The 18,568-nt window shown below is 45.0% G+C and carries 16 protein-coding genes; 5 read left to right on the top strand and 11 right to left on the bottom strand.

Annotated features, from left to right (window positions below; translation table 11 throughout):
• Positions 1–5: 5 nt before the first annotated feature.
• Positions 6–641 (bottom strand): hypothetical protein, encoded by a 636-nt coding sequence (locus BDI_RS12520; RefSeq protein ID WP_005861338.1) that lies wholly within the window; start codon positions 639–641, stop codon positions 6–8.
• 93 nt (positions 642–734) lie between these two features.
• Between BDI_RS12520 and BDI_RS12525 the strand changes: the two genes are divergently transcribed.
• From BDI_RS12525 to BDI_RS12545, 5 genes are all read left to right on the top strand, one after another.
• On the top strand, positions 735–2,150 hold the full coding sequence (locus BDI_RS12525) for an ATP-dependent DNA helicase (RefSeq protein ID WP_005861336.1): 1,416 nt from the start codon (positions 735–737) through the stop codon (positions 2,148–2,150).
• Positions 2,151–2,259: 109 nt separating this feature from the next.
• Entirely contained in the window at positions 2,260–2,955 is a 696-nt protein-coding gene (locus tag BDI_RS12530; protein ID WP_005861334.1) for a hypothetical protein, read from the top strand.
• Positions 2,956–2,964: 9 nt separating this feature from the next.
• A complete protein-coding gene (gene rsmI / locus BDI_RS12535; RefSeq protein ID WP_005861332.1) occupies positions 2,965–3,669 on the top strand; it encodes a 16S rRNA (cytidine(1402)-2'-O)-methyltransferase in 705 nt (234 codons plus the stop codon).
• 19 nt (positions 3,670–3,688) lie between these two features.
• Positions 3,689–4,561 carry a hypothetical protein gene (locus BDI_RS12540; protein WP_005861330.1) on the top strand — a complete coding sequence of 291 codons (873 nt, stop codon included), beginning with the start codon at positions 3,689–3,691 and terminating at the stop codon, positions 4,559–4,561.
• Positions 4,561–5,253 (top strand): YjjG family noncanonical pyrimidine nucleotidase, encoded by a 693-nt coding sequence (locus BDI_RS12545; protein WP_008773844.1) that lies wholly within the window; start codon positions 4,561–4,563, stop codon positions 5,251–5,253. Before BDI_RS12540 ends, BDI_RS12545 begins: the two co-directional genes overlap by 1 nt.
• Before the next feature lie 131 nt (positions 5,254–5,384).
• On the opposite strand, the gene BDI_RS12550 is transcribed toward BDI_RS12545, so the two are convergent.
• The 10 genes from BDI_RS12550 to BDI_RS12595 all read right to left on the bottom strand — a co-directional run bounded on the left by BDI_RS12550 (position 5,385) and on the right by BDI_RS12595 (position 18,557).
• Positions 5,385–6,392 (bottom strand): FAD:protein FMN transferase, encoded by a 1,008-nt coding sequence (locus BDI_RS12550; RefSeq protein WP_005866940.1) that lies wholly within the window; start codon positions 6,390–6,392, stop codon positions 5,385–5,387.
• Position 6,393: 1 nt separating this feature from the next.
• On the bottom strand, positions 6,394–7,974 hold the full coding sequence (locus BDI_RS12555) for a peptide chain release factor 3 (RefSeq protein WP_011966876.1): 1,581 nt from the start codon (positions 7,972–7,974) through the stop codon (positions 6,394–6,396).
• A 29-nt stretch (positions 7,975–8,003) separates the two neighbouring features.
• Complete coding sequence (rfbD, locus tag BDI_RS12560) at positions 8,004–8,867, bottom strand: dTDP-4-dehydrorhamnose reductase (protein ID WP_008773846.1); 864 nt, start codon at positions 8,865–8,867, stop codon at positions 8,004–8,006.
• Between the two features lie 14 nt (positions 8,868–8,881).
• Positions 8,882–9,430 carry a DUF4924 family protein gene (locus tag BDI_RS12565; protein WP_005861320.1) on the bottom strand — a complete coding sequence of 183 codons (549 nt, stop codon included), beginning with the start codon at positions 9,428–9,430 and terminating at the stop codon, positions 8,882–8,884.
• A complete protein-coding gene (locus BDI_RS12570) occupies positions 9,427–10,353 on the bottom strand; it encodes a Mur ligase family protein (RefSeq protein WP_008773847.1) in 927 nt (308 codons plus the stop codon). The genes BDI_RS12565 and BDI_RS12570 overlap by 4 nt, the downstream gene beginning before the upstream one ends.
• Positions 10,354–10,416: 63 nt before the next feature.
• Complete coding sequence (locus BDI_RS12575; protein WP_011966877.1) at positions 10,417–11,886, bottom strand: TolB family protein; 1,470 nt, start codon at positions 11,884–11,886, stop codon at positions 10,417–10,419.
• Positions 11,883–13,658 carry a DUF6057 family protein gene (locus BDI_RS12580; RefSeq protein WP_008773849.1) on the bottom strand — a complete coding sequence of 592 codons (1,776 nt, stop codon included), beginning with the start codon at positions 13,656–13,658 and terminating at the stop codon, positions 11,883–11,885. The genes BDI_RS12575 and BDI_RS12580 overlap by 4 nt, the downstream gene beginning before the upstream one ends.
• A 15-nt stretch (positions 13,659–13,673) precedes the next feature.
• Complete coding sequence (locus tag BDI_RS12585) at positions 13,674–15,242, bottom strand: ATP-binding protein (RefSeq protein ID WP_011966878.1); 1,569 nt, start codon at positions 15,240–15,242, stop codon at positions 13,674–13,676.
• Between the two features lie 233 nt (positions 15,243–15,475).
• Positions 15,476–16,657 (bottom strand): 6-bladed beta-propeller, encoded by a 1,182-nt coding sequence (locus BDI_RS12590; RefSeq protein WP_008773851.1) that lies wholly within the window; start codon positions 16,655–16,657, stop codon positions 15,476–15,478.
• Between the two features lie 193 nt (positions 16,658–16,850).
• Positions 16,851–18,557 (bottom strand): RagB/SusD family nutrient uptake outer membrane protein, encoded by a 1,707-nt coding sequence (locus BDI_RS12595; protein ID WP_005861308.1) that lies wholly within the window; start codon positions 18,555–18,557, stop codon positions 16,851–16,853.
• Between the last annotated feature and the right edge of the window lie 11 nt (positions 18,558–18,568).

Below are 18,568 nucleotides of genomic sequence, written 5' to 3' on the forward strand. Positions count from 1 at the left end.
GCTGATTATTCCCAGTTACCTGCGTTGTTATTAATTTCTTCCAAAGAACCTACGCGCAATCCCGGGAACTTACCTTGTTTCTCTGCCTTGTCGATCAAGTTATAAGTCAACTGAGCATCCATGTCACGCAAATATTCTTTGTAAGGAACCTCACAAGCGAATACTTTGATCTCATAACCAGAACCAGATTTCAACGTAGCCGTATCCATCTTGAAAGTAATCTTTTCACCCGGAACGGCCGGAACATAACGCATAGCCGCTACATCATAGTTCTTACCTAGCAAAGTATCTTTCGCCAATACCCACATGGTATCACGTCTGATTAAACCTTTCTTAACAGCCTCTGCTTCTGTCATACCTTTCTCCAACTGCTCATCCGTCAATACACCTTCCTTGATCAAGAACGGCAACTTATCCGTATTCAAGAATTTCTCCAAATCGTCGAAACTTCCGGCATGAGTCTTATACATGTTCTTGTATTCGATCTGAGCCTTACGGATTTCAATCAAACGGGCGATGATCGCATTGTCACGAATAGTCTTCTGATCATCATACTCAATCGGACCAGTGACGCTCTTGTAGCACATGTAAACTAGCAGTACAACTGCGGCAGCTAATAAAATCTTTAATGTAACTTTCATGGTTTGTATTGTTTTTTGAATTTATTTCGTTCGGCAAATTTAAAAAAGAATATTTAATACACTACCTTTATCGCGAAAATTATTGCGATCAAAATGATAAATAGTTACATAAGCCAGCAAATCGAACGAAATTTCCCCTATAAACCGACGGATGATCAGTTTTTAGCGCTTCATACGCTTACCGAATTTCTCTTGTCTGAGGAACCGGACAGCCTTCTACTGATGAAAGGCTACGCAGGAACCGGAAAAACCTCTCTGGTCGGGGCTTTGGTGAAAACGCTTAACGAACTAAAGCAAAAAACGTTTTTGTTGGCTCCAACCGGACGAGCAGCCAAAGTTTTCTCGGGCTACGCTGGCCAAAAAGCGTATACAATTCATAAAAAAATATATCGCCAACGGGCGTTTTCCAATGAGCCGACGGGCTTCATGCCGGCAGATAATTTACATAAAGATACACTTTTTATCGTCGACGAGGCTTCTATGATCGCCAACGAGGGATTGGATTCATTTGTTTTTGGTTCCGGACGTCTGTTGGACGATTTAATCCAGTATGTCTATTCCGGGGAAAACTGCCGTCTTATCCTAATGGGAGATGTCGCACAGCTTCCTCCGGTGATGCAAACGGAGAGTCCCGCCTTGAATCCCGAGATATTACGGGGTTACAACCTACAGGTTTGGGAGATAGCGTTAACTCAAGTCGTACGCCAAAGCGAAGACTCGGGAATCCTGTTCAACGCGACCCGGCTACGAGACGCACTACGAAACCACACGGTCGAGATCTTTCCGAAATTACAATTAAAAGGCTTCTCCGATTTCACGAAAGTCAATGGAGATGAGCTAATTGAGGAAATATCTTCCGCCTATAGCCGCGACGGTATGGAAGAGACAATGATTATCTCCCGCTCGAATAAACGAGCCACGATTTATAATAACGGCATACGTAACCGTATCCTATACAGGGAAGAAGAGCTATCGTCCGGCGATCGTTTAATGGTAGCGAAGAACAATTATTATTGGACAGCGAATTGCAAGGAGATGGACTTTATAGCGAACGGAGAGATCATTCAAGTCATGCGGGTACGCCGTGTCACGGAGATGTATGGCTTCCGCTTTGCCGACATCACGGCTCGTTTTCAAGATTATGATCTGGAAATCGATTTGAAAATCCTATTGGATACTTTACAGACCGACTCCCCCGCCCTCCCTAAGGAGCTAAACGACAAGCTCTTTTACACCATATTGGAAGATTACGAGGACATTCCTACCAAGGCGGGAAAAATGAAAAAGATGAAGGTAGATCCTCATTACAACGTCGTCCAAGTAAAATACGCTTATGCGGTAACCTGCCATAAAGCCCAAGGCGGCCAATGGATGAACGTCTTTCTCGATATCGGTTACATCACGGAGGAAATGCTTGGTGAGGATTTCTATCGGTGGCTCTACACGGCTTTTACCCGGGCGACCCATCACCTATATCTGGTGAATTTACCGGACGAGTTCGTCGAATGATTTACAATATTTTAAGATCGAAACTGGCAACATTGACAAGAAATACTTATTTTTGTTGCAAAACATACGTATGTCCGGATGATTTATAGCATCTGAAAAACATATAGAAATGGCAAACAAGGAAAAAATAGATTATCTATTGATCGATATCAGGGAGCTGGAGAAGTTGGTAGCCGGAATGAGGGACGCGGAAATTTATCCCGCCTCTTTCTTCAACCAGACCTTCCAGTTGACCCACAAGGTATTGAAGGAGCTTCATACGCTGGAGGAGTTTCAGTTAGAGGCTTTGCGTAAACAAATGGAGGAACATCAACGACTTATCGATTCTATTCCCGTAAGTAAACCTTTACAGATGCCGGAGGTGCAACCGGCTCCGGAAGTATCCCCTACGATCGAGGTCGTACAGGTACAAGAACCGGTCGTTGAGGAACCTATCGTAGTAGAACCAATTGTCGAAAAAGTGATCCCAGAAGAAAAGATCGTACAAGAGACAATCCCCTTGAAAGAGATAGAGATTCCACATAAAACTATATTAGCGGATAAATCCAGTATTTCACTGAATGATATATTGGAGAAAAAGAATCTTTCTGATTTCCGTAAGGCATTCAGTTTAAATGATCGTTTCCGCTTCAGAAGGGAATTATTCGGAGGAAATGAGGAGAAAATGAATAAGGCGATCTCAGACCTGAACGATCTTAGCTCGTACGAGGAATCGGTCACTTATCTGAACAAGGTGTTGAACTGGAATATAGAAGACGCTTCCGTAGCCGATTTCATCAAGCTATTGGAAAAACGCTTCTCATAAATATACGATATGGCAAAATTGACTGTAGTCCCAACCCCTGTTGGTAACTTGGAAGATATGACATTCCGGGCGATCCGTGTGCTAAAAGAAGCTGATCTTATTTTAGCGGAGGATACCCGTACGACCGGCATCTTGCTGAAACATTTCGAGATACAAAACAAGATGCAGTCCCACCACAAGTTCAATGAACATAAGACGGTGGAGCAAATCGCGGCCCGTATCAAGGGAGGCGAGAATATCGCCCTTGTTTCCGATGCCGGTACGCCGGCCATCTCCGATCCGGGATTCATGTTGGTGAGGGAATGTGTTCGCCAAGGGGTAGACGTAGAGTGCCTGCCCGGAGCTACAGCTTTCGTGCCCGCCTTGGTAGCGTCCGGATTACCCAATGAGAAGTTCTGTTTCGAGGGGTTTCTCCCTCAAAAGAAAGGAAGGCAGACCCGGCTAAAAGAATTGGCTTTGGAATACCGGACTATTATTTTTTATGAATCACCTTTCCGTCTGCTCAAGACCTTGACACAATTCGCCGAGTTTTTCGGTACGGACCGCCAAGTATCAGTATCCCGGGAAATATCCAAATTACACGAGGAAACCGTACGAGGCTCCTTAGAAGAAGTAATTCAGCATTTTACCGTGAACGAACCAAGGGGTGAGATTGTTATTGTATTAGCAGGCTTAAAAGATAAAAAGGACAAAGAGACAGAAAAAGATGTTTAACTTAACAAGCAAAAAGAACATGAAGAAAGTATTATTAGTATGTGTCTGCACAGCCATGCTGGCCTCTTGCGGCCAAAATTCAGCGGATTACAAGAAACTAAAGGCTGAGAACGATTCTCTACGTATCGAGAATACGAAGAACACGGATGAGCTTAATGATATGCTCTCCACCCTAAATGATATTGAATCTGATTTTCAATCTATACGTGATGCCGAGAATTATTTGACAATCCAACAACAAACCGGCGGTGAGCTAAATCAGTCACGCAGAGATCAAATCAAGCAGAACATGCAATTGATCAGCGAGACCTTGAAGAAGAACAAGGAGCAAATCAGCCAGTTGGAGGAGAAATTGAAGAAAAGCGGTATTCAATCTTCCGCATTACGAAAGACGATCGATCGTCTTTCCTCCGAGCTGGATCAAAAGGCAACGATGATTGTCGCTTTGCAAGAGGATTTGGCAAAGAAGAACGTACGTATCCAAGAATTGGACGAGATGGTAAGTTCCTTGAATGAGGATGTGGAAAGTCTGGCTACTACCGCAGCCGCTCAATCCGAGAAATTGAACGCTCAAGATAAAGCCCTTCACACGGCTTACTACTGTTTCGGTACTTCCAAGGAATTGAAGGAACAGAAGATCTTATCCGGTGGTGGCCTGTTCTCTAAATCTAAAGTATTGCAGAGTGGTTTCAACAAGGATTATTTCATCTCTATCGATATCCGTGAGGTAAAAGAAATTCCTTTGTTCGCAAGCAAGGCTAAACTAAAATCCAATCATCCGGAAGGATCTTATGAGTTCGTAGAGGATGAAGACGGAAACTTGACCTTGAAAATAAATGACGAGAAGGCTTTCTGGAGCCTAGGCAAGTATTTAGTGATCGAAGTTGGATAATGATTTATAAAAGTATATTTATCGATTTGGACGATACCCTTTGGGATACGTACCATAACAATAAAGAATGCCTTGAAGAGCTATATACCGATTACCACTTTAATCGGTATTATGCCTCCTTCGAGGCTTTCTTTGATATTTATATGCCTCATAATCTAGACTTATGGGCCAAGTATCGTTCAGGGGAAATAGACCGGCAAACCTTAATCTTGGATCGATTTCTCTATGTACTTCGTCCGTTAGGAATAGAAGATAAGAAAACCGTCTTATCGGTAAATAATGATTTCTTGCAACGCACGACCACCAAAACCCGATTAGTGCCCGGAGCCATTGAATTATTGGAATATCTTCGCCCTTCCTATCGGTTATTTATTTTATCCAATGGATTCCGTGAGGTACAATTCAAGAAACTTAGCAACGCAGGCTTGGCTCCTTATTTCGAACGGATGATCCTGTCCGAGGACGCTAATATACAAAAACCCCATAAAGGTATTTTCGACTTCGCCTTAAAGAACACGAACTCACGCCGGTCCGAGAGCTTAATGATCGGGGATAGCTGGGAAGCTGATATCATTGGGGCTTACCAATCCAAGATCGACCAGATATGGTTGAATCCTGAAGGATTACCTGCCGATGGATTCAACCCGACCCATACAGTCCGCTCTCTGGAAGAGATCAAATCCATCCTATAAACAGACCTTTCTTACAATGCCCATTATAGCATGCTTACGATGGGCATTATAAGCTCCTTAGAATGGGCATCATAAAGATCTTACAATGCCTATTCTAAGAACAACATCTTAACAGCTTATAAATAAATCGATTACTTATCGGCAGTCACCAGATATTGACGAAAGCCCTCAGAGTATTCCGGATGATACCCGTCTCCTATCGAATCGGAACAAATAATAAAATATTCAAGACCCGGCACTTTAGCGCATAAGGATTTAGCCTCCTCCGAGCCTAAGACCATAAATGCGGTAGCATACGCATCAGCGGTCATGGCATCCGGGGCGACAATCGTAGCACTAAGGATATCCCGCTGTACAGGGCAACCTTCACGGGGGTCGATCGTATGAGCGTATTTACGTCCATCCTTTATATAAAAATTACGATAATTGCCTGATGTAGCCATTCCTAACGGTTTCGGGAAGCTAACGATCTGCTCGAGTTCTTGATTCATGCCGGCAGCGTCATCCGTAGGCTTCGTGATCCCTAAGCGCCAATCCATGCCCGAGGGATTCACGCCTTTCACACGCATCTCGCCACCAAACTCCACCAAATAATTACGGACCCCTTTCTTCTCCAGCATTTGGGCTATCATATCGCAAACCGTTCCATCCGCCAAAGAAGAAAAGTTCATCATTAAGCGAGGATCGTCCTTCACGATGCGATCCCCTTCTAAACGCACTTTCTGAAAACCGATAAACTGACGGACACTGTCGATATGGGCAGGGGTTACGCTATCCTTCCGGCTGAAGCCAAACCCCCAAAGGTTGATCAACGGGGCGCAAGTCACGTCGTAGGCCCCATTTGTCTCAGTAGACACTTCAAGCGCCTTCTTAAAGACTTTTTGGAAGAGCGTATCTACCCGTATGTCACGGTTCTGGTTTACCTGACTGATTACCGAAGTAGAATCAAAAGCATTAAACAGGTGGTAGAAATATTTCAACTGCTCGTCAATCTCCTTATCCAATGGTTTAGTATGCTCAAACTTAATATGATAAGGTGTATGAAGCCTTCCAGATACCTCATAGTATTGGGGAGCCTGTTCACAACTTATCAACAAGATATTAACAAGTAAACAAAGAATGGAGAATTGACTTTTCATATTAGAACTCTGATGTAAAATGGAACTTAATATCCGGAAAATCCTGTTGGGCCATCATCAATACATAGCTGGAATCCGCTAAATAAACATCACGGCCTTCCTTATCCAACGCCATATATTGCGCCTTACGTTTCTTGAAATTTTCCAATGCCTGTTTGTTATCACTCTCGATCCAGCAAGCCTTGTATAGGCTGATCGGCTCCCATTTACATTGAGCGGCATACTCATGCAACAGACGGTATTGAATAACCTCAAACTGCAATTGTCCCACCGTACCGATAATCTTCCGGCCATTGAATTGATTGGTAAACAACTGGGCGACACCCTCGTCCATCAATTGCTCAATACCCTTGTTCAATTGCTTTGCCTTCATCGGATCGGCGTTCTCTATATATTTGAACATCTCGGGCGAGAAGCTCGGCAATCCCTTGAAATGCAATTCCTCTCCGGAAGTCAACGTATCCCCTATCTTAAAGTTCCCGGTATCCGGCAAACCGATAATATCACCCGCAAACGCCTCATCCACCACTTCTTTCTTCTGGGCCATGAAAGCCGTTGGGCTACTGAAACGCATCATCTTACCGAAGCGTACATGCTTATAGTTCGCGTTACGCTCAAAACGACCGGAACAAATCTTCACAAAAGCGATACAACTGCGATGGTTCGGGTCCATATTCGCATGGATCTTGAAAATGAAGCCGGTGAAATTATCCTCATTCGGGTCTACCACACGCTCTACCGCTTGGATCGGGCGTGGAGAGGGAGCGATACGGATAAAGCAATCCAATAGCTCTTTCACACCGAAGTTATTCAGAGCGGAGCCAAAGAATACTGGAGCGATATCCCCATCCAAATACGTATTCACATCAAATTCGGGATAAACCCCCTCTATCAACTCTATATCCTCACGAAGCTTCGCAGCTTGCGTAGGATCAATATAAGTCTCGAGATCCGGACTCGTGATATCCTTGAATTCCACATTCTCCGTCACATATTGCTTACTCGGGGTATATAGGTTCAGTTTCTGCTCGAAAATATTGTATACGCCCCGGAAACGTTGTCCCATATCGATCGGCCAACTCAATGGGCGTACCTTTATCTGTAATTCTTCTTCTATCTCATCCAGCAAATCAAAAGGATCTTTACCATCACGGTCCATCTTGTTGACAAAAACGATCACCGGAGTCTTACGCATACGGCAAACCTCCATCAACTTACGAGTCTGCGCCTCTACTCCCTTAGCGATATCGATCACGATAATAACGCTATCCACCGCCGTCAAGGTACGGAACGTATCCTCGGCGAAATCTTGGTGGCCCGGTGTATCCAAGATATTAATCTTATGATCGGAATAATCAAAAGCCATTACGGAGGTAGCTACGGAGATACCGCGTTGCTTCTCAATCTCCATCCAGTCGGACGTGGCAGTCTTCTTGATTTTATTAGACTTCACCGCTCCCGCTACATGGATAGCGCCACCAAATAACAATAATTTCTCGGTAAGCGTAGTCTTACCGGCATCCGGGTGGCTGATTATGGCAAACGTTCTTCTTCTTTCAATCTCTTCTGAATACTGGCTCATTCTATTTTATATGTATATATTGTTATCAGTTACACTTTGTTATTCATGCAGTAGGCCAAGCTAGTCTCCCAATGGGGAATCGTCAGTCCGTACGTGCTTTTTATCTTACCTTTATTCAATACGCTATAATGCGGCCGGCTGGCCGGTGTCGGATAATCCTTGGTCTCTATGGGTATCACCCGGTTATTCATACCTGCTATTTGCAAGATCTTTACCGTAAAATCATACCAGCTACACACCCCCTCGTCCGAGAAATGATAGATACCCGGTATAAATTTACCCGCCTCGGCACGTTCCAGCACGGCAAGCATAGCGACCGCTAAATCTCCGGCATAAGTAGGCGTACCCACTTGGTCGAATATGAAACGCAACTCATCCCGCTCCTTTCCCAAACGCAATACCGTCTTCATAAAATTGTTTCCATACTCGGAATACAACCAAGCCGTACGGATAATCACGGAATCCGGACACACCTCCATCAAGGCCTGCTCTCCCGCCAGTTTCGTACGTCCATATACGGAAACAGGACAAGTCGCATCGCTTTCCAGATAAGGACGGCAACTCGTTCCATCGAACACATAATCGGTAGATACATGAATCACCTTCGCACCCACGGCATGAGCGGCCTCACCTAAGTTCCGTACCGCATCCCGGTTGATGCGCATACACAGATCCTCATGCTCCTCCGCTTTATCCACCGCCGTATAAGCGGCGCAATTCATGACATATTGAACATCATTTTCCAAGACATATTTCCGGACGGCCTCCTTGTCGCAAATATCCAACGTATCTATATCCGTAAAAAGAAAATTATAGCCGGGATACTGGCTGATACGAGCGTGGATAGAATTTCCCAATTGACCGTTCGCTCCGGTTACCAAAACTGTCTTCATGTCTATATCTATTATTAATCCTCTAGTTTAAGTTCCCCTTTCATATCTTCCCGATATTTCTCGGCGAGCAACGCCAAGAAGGAACTGATTTGTTTAATACCCTCTAACGTCTCCGCACTCACCTCTTTCCCTTGCATACGCAAAAGCAGATAGCCATATACGGCGGCGAAACAAGTTTCTAGCTCCGGCAGATCCTCTCCACCCGATTTAGCCCGGAGCTGTACGATATAAGGAAGCGTCTTATAATAAGCTGCGCTATAAACCATCTCTTTCGGAGATTTCAAAAGACGAAGATGCAAATCGGTCAAAGTAATAATCACATTCTTGTTCAATTGGATATGACCTTTCTCCATCACCCCTTCGCTACGCATCATCTCGATCAATTCCTCGTACCATTGAGCGATTTCCTTCTTCACCTCCTCGGGCTGGTCGTAATGGGCGATCACCGTGCGGTTGATCGAATCCATATCGAACTTATTCGCCCGGATCAAGTCCTCAACCTGCCACATATAAAGCAGATATTCAGCGATATTCTCTTTTCTTTTTTGTCTAGCTATTATCATATCGGCAAAGATAAACTATATTCCGATAACGCTTGATAAAAATCCGCGTCTTTAACGCCTAACTGCCGGCAAGCCAAACGTGCCGCATTCAGATTGATCAAGAAATAGCGATTGGGAATCCGCACCGGATAGTCTCCGTAGCGAGTATGCAGAAAAGTCTGCCCGTCTTTCTCCACGACCGGATGTTCCTCAAAAGGGATAGCGGTGATATCGCTCCGGACGTCCCCTGCCAACTGACTGACAGTATCATCACCTCCAAAATAAATCAATTTCCCTTCCCGCTCAATAGAAACGGAGAAAGATTGATAAGTGGATAAATAGGCCTCCGGAGTCGCATGATCCGTCTCGGTAGACCAAGATAAATTCGTCAGGATGGCGATATGCGGACGATAGAATTCCAATTGGAAACGCTTGTCCAAGGCAGAGGTGATATGCTCATCTCCTTCGATCAAAGCGATACGTGCCTCATAACTCAAATGTATCCGATTCGGAAGCGAGTCCACCTTGCTAGTCAACGCATAGTCGAACGCCAACTTTTGCCGGCGCAACGCACAGACCATCATGGAAATAATTGTCTTCTTTCCACGACTACCCGCCACAACAACCCGAGTTTTCGACCGAGTCCGTTGAAATATAAATTCCGGAATGGATTGGATTAACATCCCCAATTCCTTCGCACGCAATAATTCCGGGTTATCTTGCTTTACTTTAGCACCCAAAACCACCGAGTGAATATCTTTTATTAATTTCTCCGGAAACCACCCATCCCCATAACAGGTACAGCCTGCGTTATGAAGTCTTCCTATCATCTCTTCAGTCAGACCACAACCGGAAGCGCTTACCTCATATCCTTTTTCTCGAAGTGCTAGGGCTAGATCTAAAACCAAAGGTTCGGTTACGGAGATCAAATGAACTTTTCGCATCGTTTTGATTTTAGCGCAAAAGTACGACTTTTATAAATACCTTCGGCACAAAGAAGCGAAAAATTAGATGCCCTCGATACGTTTAATGGTCGTGACCTCTTCTTTTCCCGAGGCCTCGACCAGCCTTTCCTTCGAGATTAGAACCGGAGTCCGTATAAATTCCGGGACATTAAAAGAGAACAGGGAACGCTCATAATAATCCGGAGACGCTTGCGGTAACAAGAAGGGCTTGCCGCACTGCCCCCGCTCATCCACATGCACCAAATACGGACGTGTGAAAAGCCCATCGCCCCGCCGGCTGGAAAAGACAAACCAACGACTATTGCCGCTCCAAGAATGATAGCTCTCTACATCCGGGCTATTCACTTCCGGCAAAGAATCGATTGCCCCGGTAGACAGATCCAGCATATGCAAATCCGCATCCTTATGCCAAATAGAGAAATTGCCATAATCGGACACCGTATAAAGTAGCCGCTTCCCATCCGGGGAGACTCTCGGGAACTTAACACTCCGGCCCGCTTCTCTCGCATTATATAAGGTATCCACTTGGGTTCCAATCGAACCGTCTTTCGGATCAAAAGCGACTCGTAACAGGTTATACCGGACATCCCGATAATTTTCTGGCATACAGACAGAATCCGCCGAACAGAACAGCAGATAGTTGCCATCCGGAGTAAAAGTGGGAAAAGTCTCATAACACGCCATAGAAGCCAATAATGGCGAACTGAATACCCTCTCCTTCTCCGTGTCATAGATCAGCACGTCCGATTCCACGTCATATACCTCAATCCGATTCTCATCGGAAAGATGGAAGTCCTGGTGGGTCTCATTGGTAGAAAAAGCAACATACCGGCCGGATGGATGCCAATACGGATAAACGAACGAAGCCGGCTTACCGTCCCGTTCCAACGCAATCTTCTTTACCTGCCGATGATCAATCAAGTAAGTCCCATTATGAGAACCCCGCTGATGAAAAAGCATTTGTTCCCCTTGTCGCTCACAAAAGGCATGGCAGTTCATACAACTATTATTTGTCGATTGGTTATCAAGAATAGACTTTTCAACATAGTTTTCAACACATCGTTGATAAATCCCCATCTCGTTCCACATCCGATATCCGGGAAAAATACGGCGATACACCAAATAAGCGTCAACGGAATCTCTTGACACATAGATAGGGAAATTCATTTGTTTCCAATCACTTTGAGGTTCTCGAAAATAAACCGTCACATCTATTTGTTTTCCTTGTGCGTCCTGCGATAAGACCTTCCAATCCGTTTCCGGCAGGTTGAAAACACCATGATCGGCTGCGATTATCAACTCCCCATTCATAGTTTTCAACCGAATTATCCCCTGTAGCTGTTGATCAACCAACTTGAAATTGGGAGGGGCCATATTGACCGGTACAGTAACTTCCCTGTAATCCGGAAACACGTCAGTTTCTCCTTGTTCCGCTTGCGTAGGAACTTCCGGCCTACAAGCTACAAGTTCCAAAAGACAACCTATAATCCAACAGATAGATAATCGCTTCATTGTTCTTCTCCTTTAAAGATCTTGAAATAGAAATAATACCAATAGGTATCTCCAAATTGTCGATATATCGAGGACACATCCACTTGGTTGGCAGATCGTCCCAAAACCTGCTTGAATTCCCGGTATCGGTCTACGATCTCCGGCTGTATGGAATAGGAGGAAAGCGATATACTGTCTTTGTCCGCCAACAACAATCCGGCTTCTTGGAAATGCCGGGGTATCGGTTCCCCCTTCATGAAAGGTGTTTCTTCCAAGAATCGGCCAAATGCATCCAGCTTCTTACCCAACAAATAATAACATCCCCGGTATTCCCAACTGATCCGATGATCCGGAAGATTGTATCCACTCCATAAGGAATCGACAGGTACGGACAAACTCAGTCGATCCCTTTTCTCAACAGGCATATATTTGTCACTCAACTCCGGATCTTTATCCATTAATTCCGGATGTACCAGATAGGTAGCATAACGGCAAGCCCAATCTTTATAGAATGGCATAGCGGCAAGCAAGTCCAAATATTTCTTGGCCAGCGCCACCTCACCCCTAATCAGACAAACTTGCACGAAACGTTGCAACATGCGGGCACTCCCTTTACGTTTGGCTTGCGTAAATCCGTCCATCGCAAAACTTTCAGACAAAGAGACATCGCCAACAAGAAAATGAACATCGCTCAATAAACGATCCATGTAAAAGGTCTGATTCCAATCGGCACATAAGCTTTTCGTTCCTTTCTGATCGAAAGTAAACATCCGGTCGGCCAATTCTCCCTTATGGGCCAACGACATATTCAAATAGTTTAAGCTAACATAATTATAGATCTGCTTTCCCCGGTACTTATCAATAATAGCGTCCCATTGCCTCTCCCGGGCTAAGAAAGAGAGCTCGTCAAGCATCATGCGTTGCGCATGCCAAGGTTCCGGCAGGCAAAACCGTATGGATACCAGCACCGTGATCAGACAAACAACAAGGGCTACCCGATCCATCCATTTACTCTTCTCGCCAATCACCGGAACAAAGCGAGCGAATAAAGCAACACCGACAATCGAAAGGGTAAAGAAAGTCCATACACGATACATATAATAATGAGGTAATCGCTGTATCTCCAGATAGGCTTCCGGCATCCATCCATCAGACAAAGGTACAGGAATCCCTAACCATCCGCTAAACAAATAGATAAAAAGCGCTGGGATCAAGCAGGCAGAGGCGGCCAATCTTTGCCGCGACGTTTTGTAGCGGAGTAAGGCTAACAGCGTATATAAGAAAGCGTAACAGACAGATAGAAGCCCGGTCAGCCCACATAAAAAAAGTGTAGAGGCAATTCCGTATCCGGCAATAGAACCCGCCCTCCGCACCTTTAGCGAGACCGACAAAGCTAAAAGCATCAAAACCACGCCAACCGTCCCGTCCACCAAATACTCCCCATGAATACTCATCTTAACCAGATACAGGACCGGCAATAAAGAAAGGAACAGCAGGTAGGTCTTGTCAGAAAAACAACGCAAGATCCTATAGACCATAAATCCGCAACCAACGAGTAAAACCGTATGGAAAACCACCGCCGACATAGGCTGCCGGTAGTATTGAATGATCCATTGCCCGGCGACAGCGCAAAATCCTCCCGGCTGAAAAAGGAACTCCCGGATATACCACCACTCAGGTATAAACAATTGCATCTCCTCCTGACCGACAAACACAAACACGCCAAAAAGCAGGAAATAATAAAAAATAGCAGCTGCCGAAAAAGACCAGAAAAGCGTTTGTTTCCAGTTCATATACTTAATAGATTATTATTCCACCAACCATCGCTCGATGTTACGGGTCACAGAGGAGAAGTTCACGCCGATCTTAAAAACTTGCCGCGGATCACTCGCAAAGGGAAGCGCATACTGTCTCTCCTCAATCTGGCGCAACGCCTCCTCGGCGGTGCCGTTCAGCTTGAATTCCATCACGTAGATATAGCGATCGGTCTTTAAAACGAGATCAATACGCCCTTGTGAGGTATGATATTCCACCTGCGTATAAAGTCCAACCAACTTAAATACGATAAAAAGCACGTTCCGGTAATGCAACTCCGTATCACGCTCCGGCTTCTGACCGGCGATCACCTCATAGGGTGTATCAGCGAAGAAGCTTTGCAAGCGGCGGAAGAACGCATCGTAATCACCGGAGCGTATCTCTCGTACGAATTGCCCGATCTCGAAAGGGGTCTTGGGCGCACTAACACTCGTGTAAAATGGAAGGAGATATTTCACGAAACCCTCTTCCACTTCCCGGTTCGGGAAACCTAGCCGGTAGATACCAAATTCAGGATCGTAATCCTTGATCGTCAAGTAGCCACTCTGGTAGATCACGGGGACGGGATTTATCGAGGCAGAGTCAATACTGTTCAACACATCCACATCGGTCTCCGTGTTCGCCATCTCATAAAGGTCGTAATGGGTATGCTTGAGTAATTCAACAAGGTAAGAGGGCCTACCGGTCTCGAACCAATAATCGCCGAATTTCCGGCGAGCGAACGTATTCAGCAGGCTGAAAGGATTATACATACCGATGGAATTCTCCACGAAATGGTATCCATCATAGCATTCTTTGAGTCTCAGGCAGGTCTCCTCGTAGGTCATATCTTGCGCTCCGGCCAGTTCCCTCACCTCATCTTCCAGACAAGTATGTATCTCTTTCTCCGTGATGCCACATATCTCCACGTAACGATCGTCCATCGATATGTCCATGAGGTTATTCAAATCGCTAAACACGCTTACCTTTCCAAACTTCGTCACCCCAGTCAGCAAGGCGAAACGGATGGCTCCATCCATCGTCTTCAACACGCCGTAAAAAGGCTTCAACATGTTCCGCAACTGATCCTGCATATCCTCATCGTGCAGGTTCTGCAATAAGGGCTTGTCATACTCGTCAATCAATATCACCACGCGATGCCCGGTCTGGCGATAAGCCTGTTCTATCACATAACTGAAACGTTCCTCCAAGGCACGATCCTGTTTCTCCGTTCCATATAAAGCCTCCCATTTCTCCAAGAACTCATTCAAGATACTAGTCAGAGCGGCAGTATCTTTATAATGACGAGCATTCAAGTCCAAATGCAAGATCGGATATACCTCCCAGTCTTTCTCCAACCGTTCCATCGCCAACCCCTCGAACAGCTCCCTCTTTCCTTGGAAATAGGCCTCCAACGTAGATAGCAAGAGACTCTTGCCGAAACGCCGCGGACGACTCAAGAAATAGTAACTTCCGGTCTTAACCAACTGATAAATCAAAGCTGTCTTATCAATATAGAGATAACCGTCTTTACGGATCTTCTCGAAGTTCTGTATGCCGATAGGATAAATTGTCTGGTTCATAGCGATGATCGTTTAGATATACTTACCATGAACAAAGATAGACATTCCTTTTTATCGGAACAAGATAAGAACATATGATCTCAAAAACTTTCCTTGACAATACGCTTGACTGGCAGGAAAAAACGCTTGATCAAACGCAATTCCTCCCATTTTGAATAAGAACTAATAGCAGATCACATCGTTGAAGATAATACAGAGATCGGTCATATTCTCCCATACAAGTTATATATCCTCTAAGACCGTAACTTAAAGAATACAATCCAATCATTCGTATTATCATCTATTTGGGATACATCCACACCCTTCAAAAACGGATAGGTATCTTGATAATTCGGGGCCGCTTTGGCGATTTCCCCTACGACCTCTTTCAGCTCTACGGCATTGACCAGTTGGTAAAACTCCCGGCTCTTCTCATCATATCCGTCCGGTGCCCTGTAGCCTCCGAAGAACAAATCGTAAGGTTGCCCCCAGTTCTTATTCAGAAGATAAGTATCCGACTTACGGTTATAATAAACCACACATGGATCCCAGATCAAAGAAGGCGCAAACACAACCCAGTCGTCCGTAACGGTCAAGCGATCGAATGAGAGAATGGCCTTATCTCCCTCGCGGTATTCACGGAACCGGTTGGCGATCTCCTCATCCGTACCACTAAACATATCGGAGGGGATATTCATGCCTTTGAAGTCAAGCGTGGCGAAGGCAGACACGGTATCTTCCAGCTGATAGATGGATGGATCAAAATAATTTGTCAACAAGATCCGATCGCCATATCTCTTCAACGAATGATAGGTGGACTGAGAGATTTGCTGTTTCAATAAGTTCTTATCGCTAGGTAAATATTCGGAGATCGTACCATCCGGACGATATAGGGTTAGCTGATAAGGCTGGATATAATTGGAAGCGACAGCTATCGTGCCATCTTTAGCGACAGCTACCTGACGACCATCATTTTTCAGGGGAACAGTTTTGAGATAATTACCCTCATAGTCATACAGCTGGATCTTCGTATTATCCAAAGCATAAACCTTATTGTCAAACAAAGCCATATTGAATAGCACGTTATATTCCTCCGGGCCTTGCCCGTTCCGAAAGATCTTGTTCTTGAACTTACCATCCCTGCCGAAACGGAAAATCACACGCTGAGAAGCATCTAAAAGGAATATATCATCATCTGCCAAATGGATGGTAGAGGCGGAGCCTTTAAACAGGATACTGTCTCCCGACTCCAAAGGTAACAACCGGATCTCCATACCGGCCAGAAATCGATCAATACTTTCTTTGGGTGATTCCGACTTCAAATCTACTTGATAGACAGATAGAGTCTTCTCTAGTTGTGCCTCATTTTTCTTTTCGGTACAACCTTGCAATAATAATACACCGCAAAAAAACAAGCTAATTAATTGTTGTTTCATCACGTTATAAATCAATCAAAATTATATGCCGGAAAACGCAGTAGTACTTACTTCGTCTACGAATATATACTTATTTGCCCGATGAAGTACATATTCTCCAGTCAAGTAAGTACTACTGCGTTTTCCACGCCATATCAGAAAAAGGAGGTATGCCTCTGCAACATACCTCCTTTTTTATATTAAGTTTAACTTATTAATATCCCGGGTTCTGTTCCAACAACGGGTTCGCACCCAATGACAATTGATGCAATGGATAACGATTGTATTTCTCATCGTTCGTAGCCTTATGATCCCACCAATCCTCTGTCACATATGCGTCCCAACGGATCAAGTCCGTACGACGACGGGCCTCGCGCAAGAACTCTTGCATCCATTCCTTCAGCATACGGTATTTATCCAAATTGGCAGCGGTAACAGGATCCGGGTCGTTTCCACCCTCGAAGTTACGCTTACGGATGGAGTTGATGATATCGGCCGCACCATTCTTATCGCCCAAACGCATCTTACATTCCGCCAAAGTATAATAGATCTCTGTCAGACGAATTACAGGACAATCTGGGTTGAAACGTTCCTTGAACTCATCTTGATTAGGCAGAGGACTAAATTTAAGAACACGCACGCCTGAGTTCTCCTCTGCATCGGCAATCGTAGAAGTCAGATCCTTAAGACTGGCTACCGTATTGCCCACCTGGCTGATATGAGCGATCTGGTCTACGACATTCAAGACCTTGCCGGCATACTCGCGGGCACCCAGACATTTATACTCGGGGAAATCCGGGTTTTGCAACTCACCAACGATAAACATACCACGGTATTTGCGACCACCCTCATATACATACTGCTGCTTACGGATATCCTTGTCGTTGAATGTCTCGTATGGATTACCTACGTTAAACTTATACAAGTTACCCTCCGGATCGCGACTAGGGCATAGGCAAAGCCCATTATTACCACTAGCATCCTGCAAGCCCCCTAAGAAATCCTTGAAATTATAAGGAAGAGTGAAGGCAGTCAAACCACCATCCGTCTCACCTTTGGCATTCTCGGAAGGTACTGTCCAGATAATCTCCGGGCAAGTCTCATTACCCCAACCAAAGATCTCGGTGAAATGGTTGGCCAATTTATACTGACCATACTTTCCATCGATAATATCCTGACAAATCTTAGCGGCCTCCTCATACATCGGTTTATTGATATACGATTCAGCGTTGAAATACAAACGAACCTTCAAAGCCGCAGCCACAGCACGATGGATAACGTTCGTCTCGGGTGCTCCCAAGGTCTCCTTCAACGGAAGATTCGGCATAGATACATCCAACAAGGAGTCGATAAAATGGAAAGTCTCCACATCTGTAGCACGAGCCTTCACATCCTCCTTCGTAGATGTGTAAAGAGGCATACCACCAAACATGTCCAAACCATCCAAATAAAAAGAGGCAGCCAATACGTTCAACTGATTAATCATTGATACACGATCCTCCTCAGTCAAACCCACCGATACGAAATCAATATTCTCCAAATCCTCCAAGGCACTCCACGACTGAGCCACACCCATCGTCGTCAAGTCCCATCCATCCTTCATCGGGCTCATATCATCCATAAAATGATGATGATGCATGTTCTGATAAACGGCGCCATCAAACCAGTCATTACCACGAGTAGGCACACACATAGCATCAGTTCCCACTTCCATCAAGCGCACACGAGCGTCGTTATGAGCTACCCACCAACGCCAATGCGTAAAAGGACGATTAAAACGCGACCAAACCGCGTCTGCATTCGTATAATACGTGTCGGGAACAACCTGCGAATAGAACGTAGGATCCACGTCACAAGAGGTACCCAGCAGCAAGCAAGCAGCTCCGGCTACCAACCAATTTGTTATCTTGCTAATTTTCATTTTCTTCTTAC

This window comes from Parabacteroides distasonis ATCC 8503 (assembly GCF_000012845.1).
In the GTDB taxonomy this organism is placed as follows: Bacteria; Bacteroidota; Bacteroidia; order Bacteroidales; family Tannerellaceae; genus Parabacteroides; species Parabacteroides distasonis.

Bases quoted from the DNA above. Each gene is read 5' to 3' on its own strand.
- BDI_RS12520 (WP_005861338.1), bottom strand. From the start codon at position 641: ATGAAAGTTACATTAAAGATTTTATTAGCTGCCGCAGTTGTACTGCTA.
- BDI_RS12525 (WP_005861336.1), top strand. From the start codon at position 735: ATGATAAATAGTTACATAAGCCAGCAAATCGAACGAAATTTCCCCTAT.
- BDI_RS12530 (WP_005861334.1), top strand. From the start codon at position 2,260: ATGGCAAACAAGGAAAAAATAGATTATCTATTGATCGATATCAGGGAG.
- rsmI (WP_005861332.1), top strand. From the start codon at position 2,965: ATGGCAAAATTGACTGTAGTCCCAACCCCTGTTGGTAACTTGGAAGAT.
- BDI_RS12540 (WP_005861330.1), top strand. From the start codon at position 3,689: ATGAAGAAAGTATTATTAGTATGTGTCTGCACAGCCATGCTGGCCTCT.
- BDI_RS12545 (WP_008773844.1), top strand. From the start codon at position 4,561: ATGATTTATAAAAGTATATTTATCGATTTGGACGATACCCTTTGGGAT.
- BDI_RS12550 (WP_005866940.1), bottom strand. From the start codon at position 6,392: ATGAAAAGTCAATTCTCCATTCTTTGTTTACTTGTTAATATCTTGTTG.
- BDI_RS12555 (WP_011966876.1), bottom strand. From the start codon at position 7,974: ATGAGCCAGTATTCAGAAGAGATTGAAAGAAGAAGAACGTTTGCCATA.
- rfbD (WP_008773846.1), bottom strand. From the start codon at position 8,867: ATGAAGACAGTTTTGGTAACCGGAGCGAACGGTCAATTGGGAAATTCT.
- BDI_RS12565 (WP_005861320.1), bottom strand. From the start codon at position 9,430: ATGATAATAGCTAGACAAAAAAGAAAAGAGAATATCGCTGAATATCTG.
- BDI_RS12570 (WP_008773847.1), bottom strand. From the start codon at position 10,353: ATGCGAAAAGTTCATTTGATCTCCGTAACCGAACCTTTGGTTTTAGAT.
- BDI_RS12575 (WP_011966877.1), bottom strand. From the start codon at position 11,886: ATGAAGCGATTATCTATCTGTTGGATTATAGGTTGTCTTTTGGAACTT.
- BDI_RS12580 (WP_008773849.1), bottom strand. From the start codon at position 13,658: ATGAACTGGAAACAAACGCTTTTCTGGTCTTTTTCGGCAGCTGCTATT.
- BDI_RS12585 (WP_011966878.1), bottom strand. From the start codon at position 15,242: ATGAACCAGACAATTTATCCTATCGGCATACAGAACTTCGAGAAGATC.
- BDI_RS12590 (WP_008773851.1), bottom strand. From the start codon at position 16,657: ATGAAACAACAATTAATTAGCTTGTTTTTTTGCGGTGTATTATTATTG.
- BDI_RS12595 (WP_005861308.1), bottom strand. From the start codon at position 18,557: ATGAAAATTAGCAAGATAACAAATTGGTTGGTAGCCGGAGCTGCTTGC.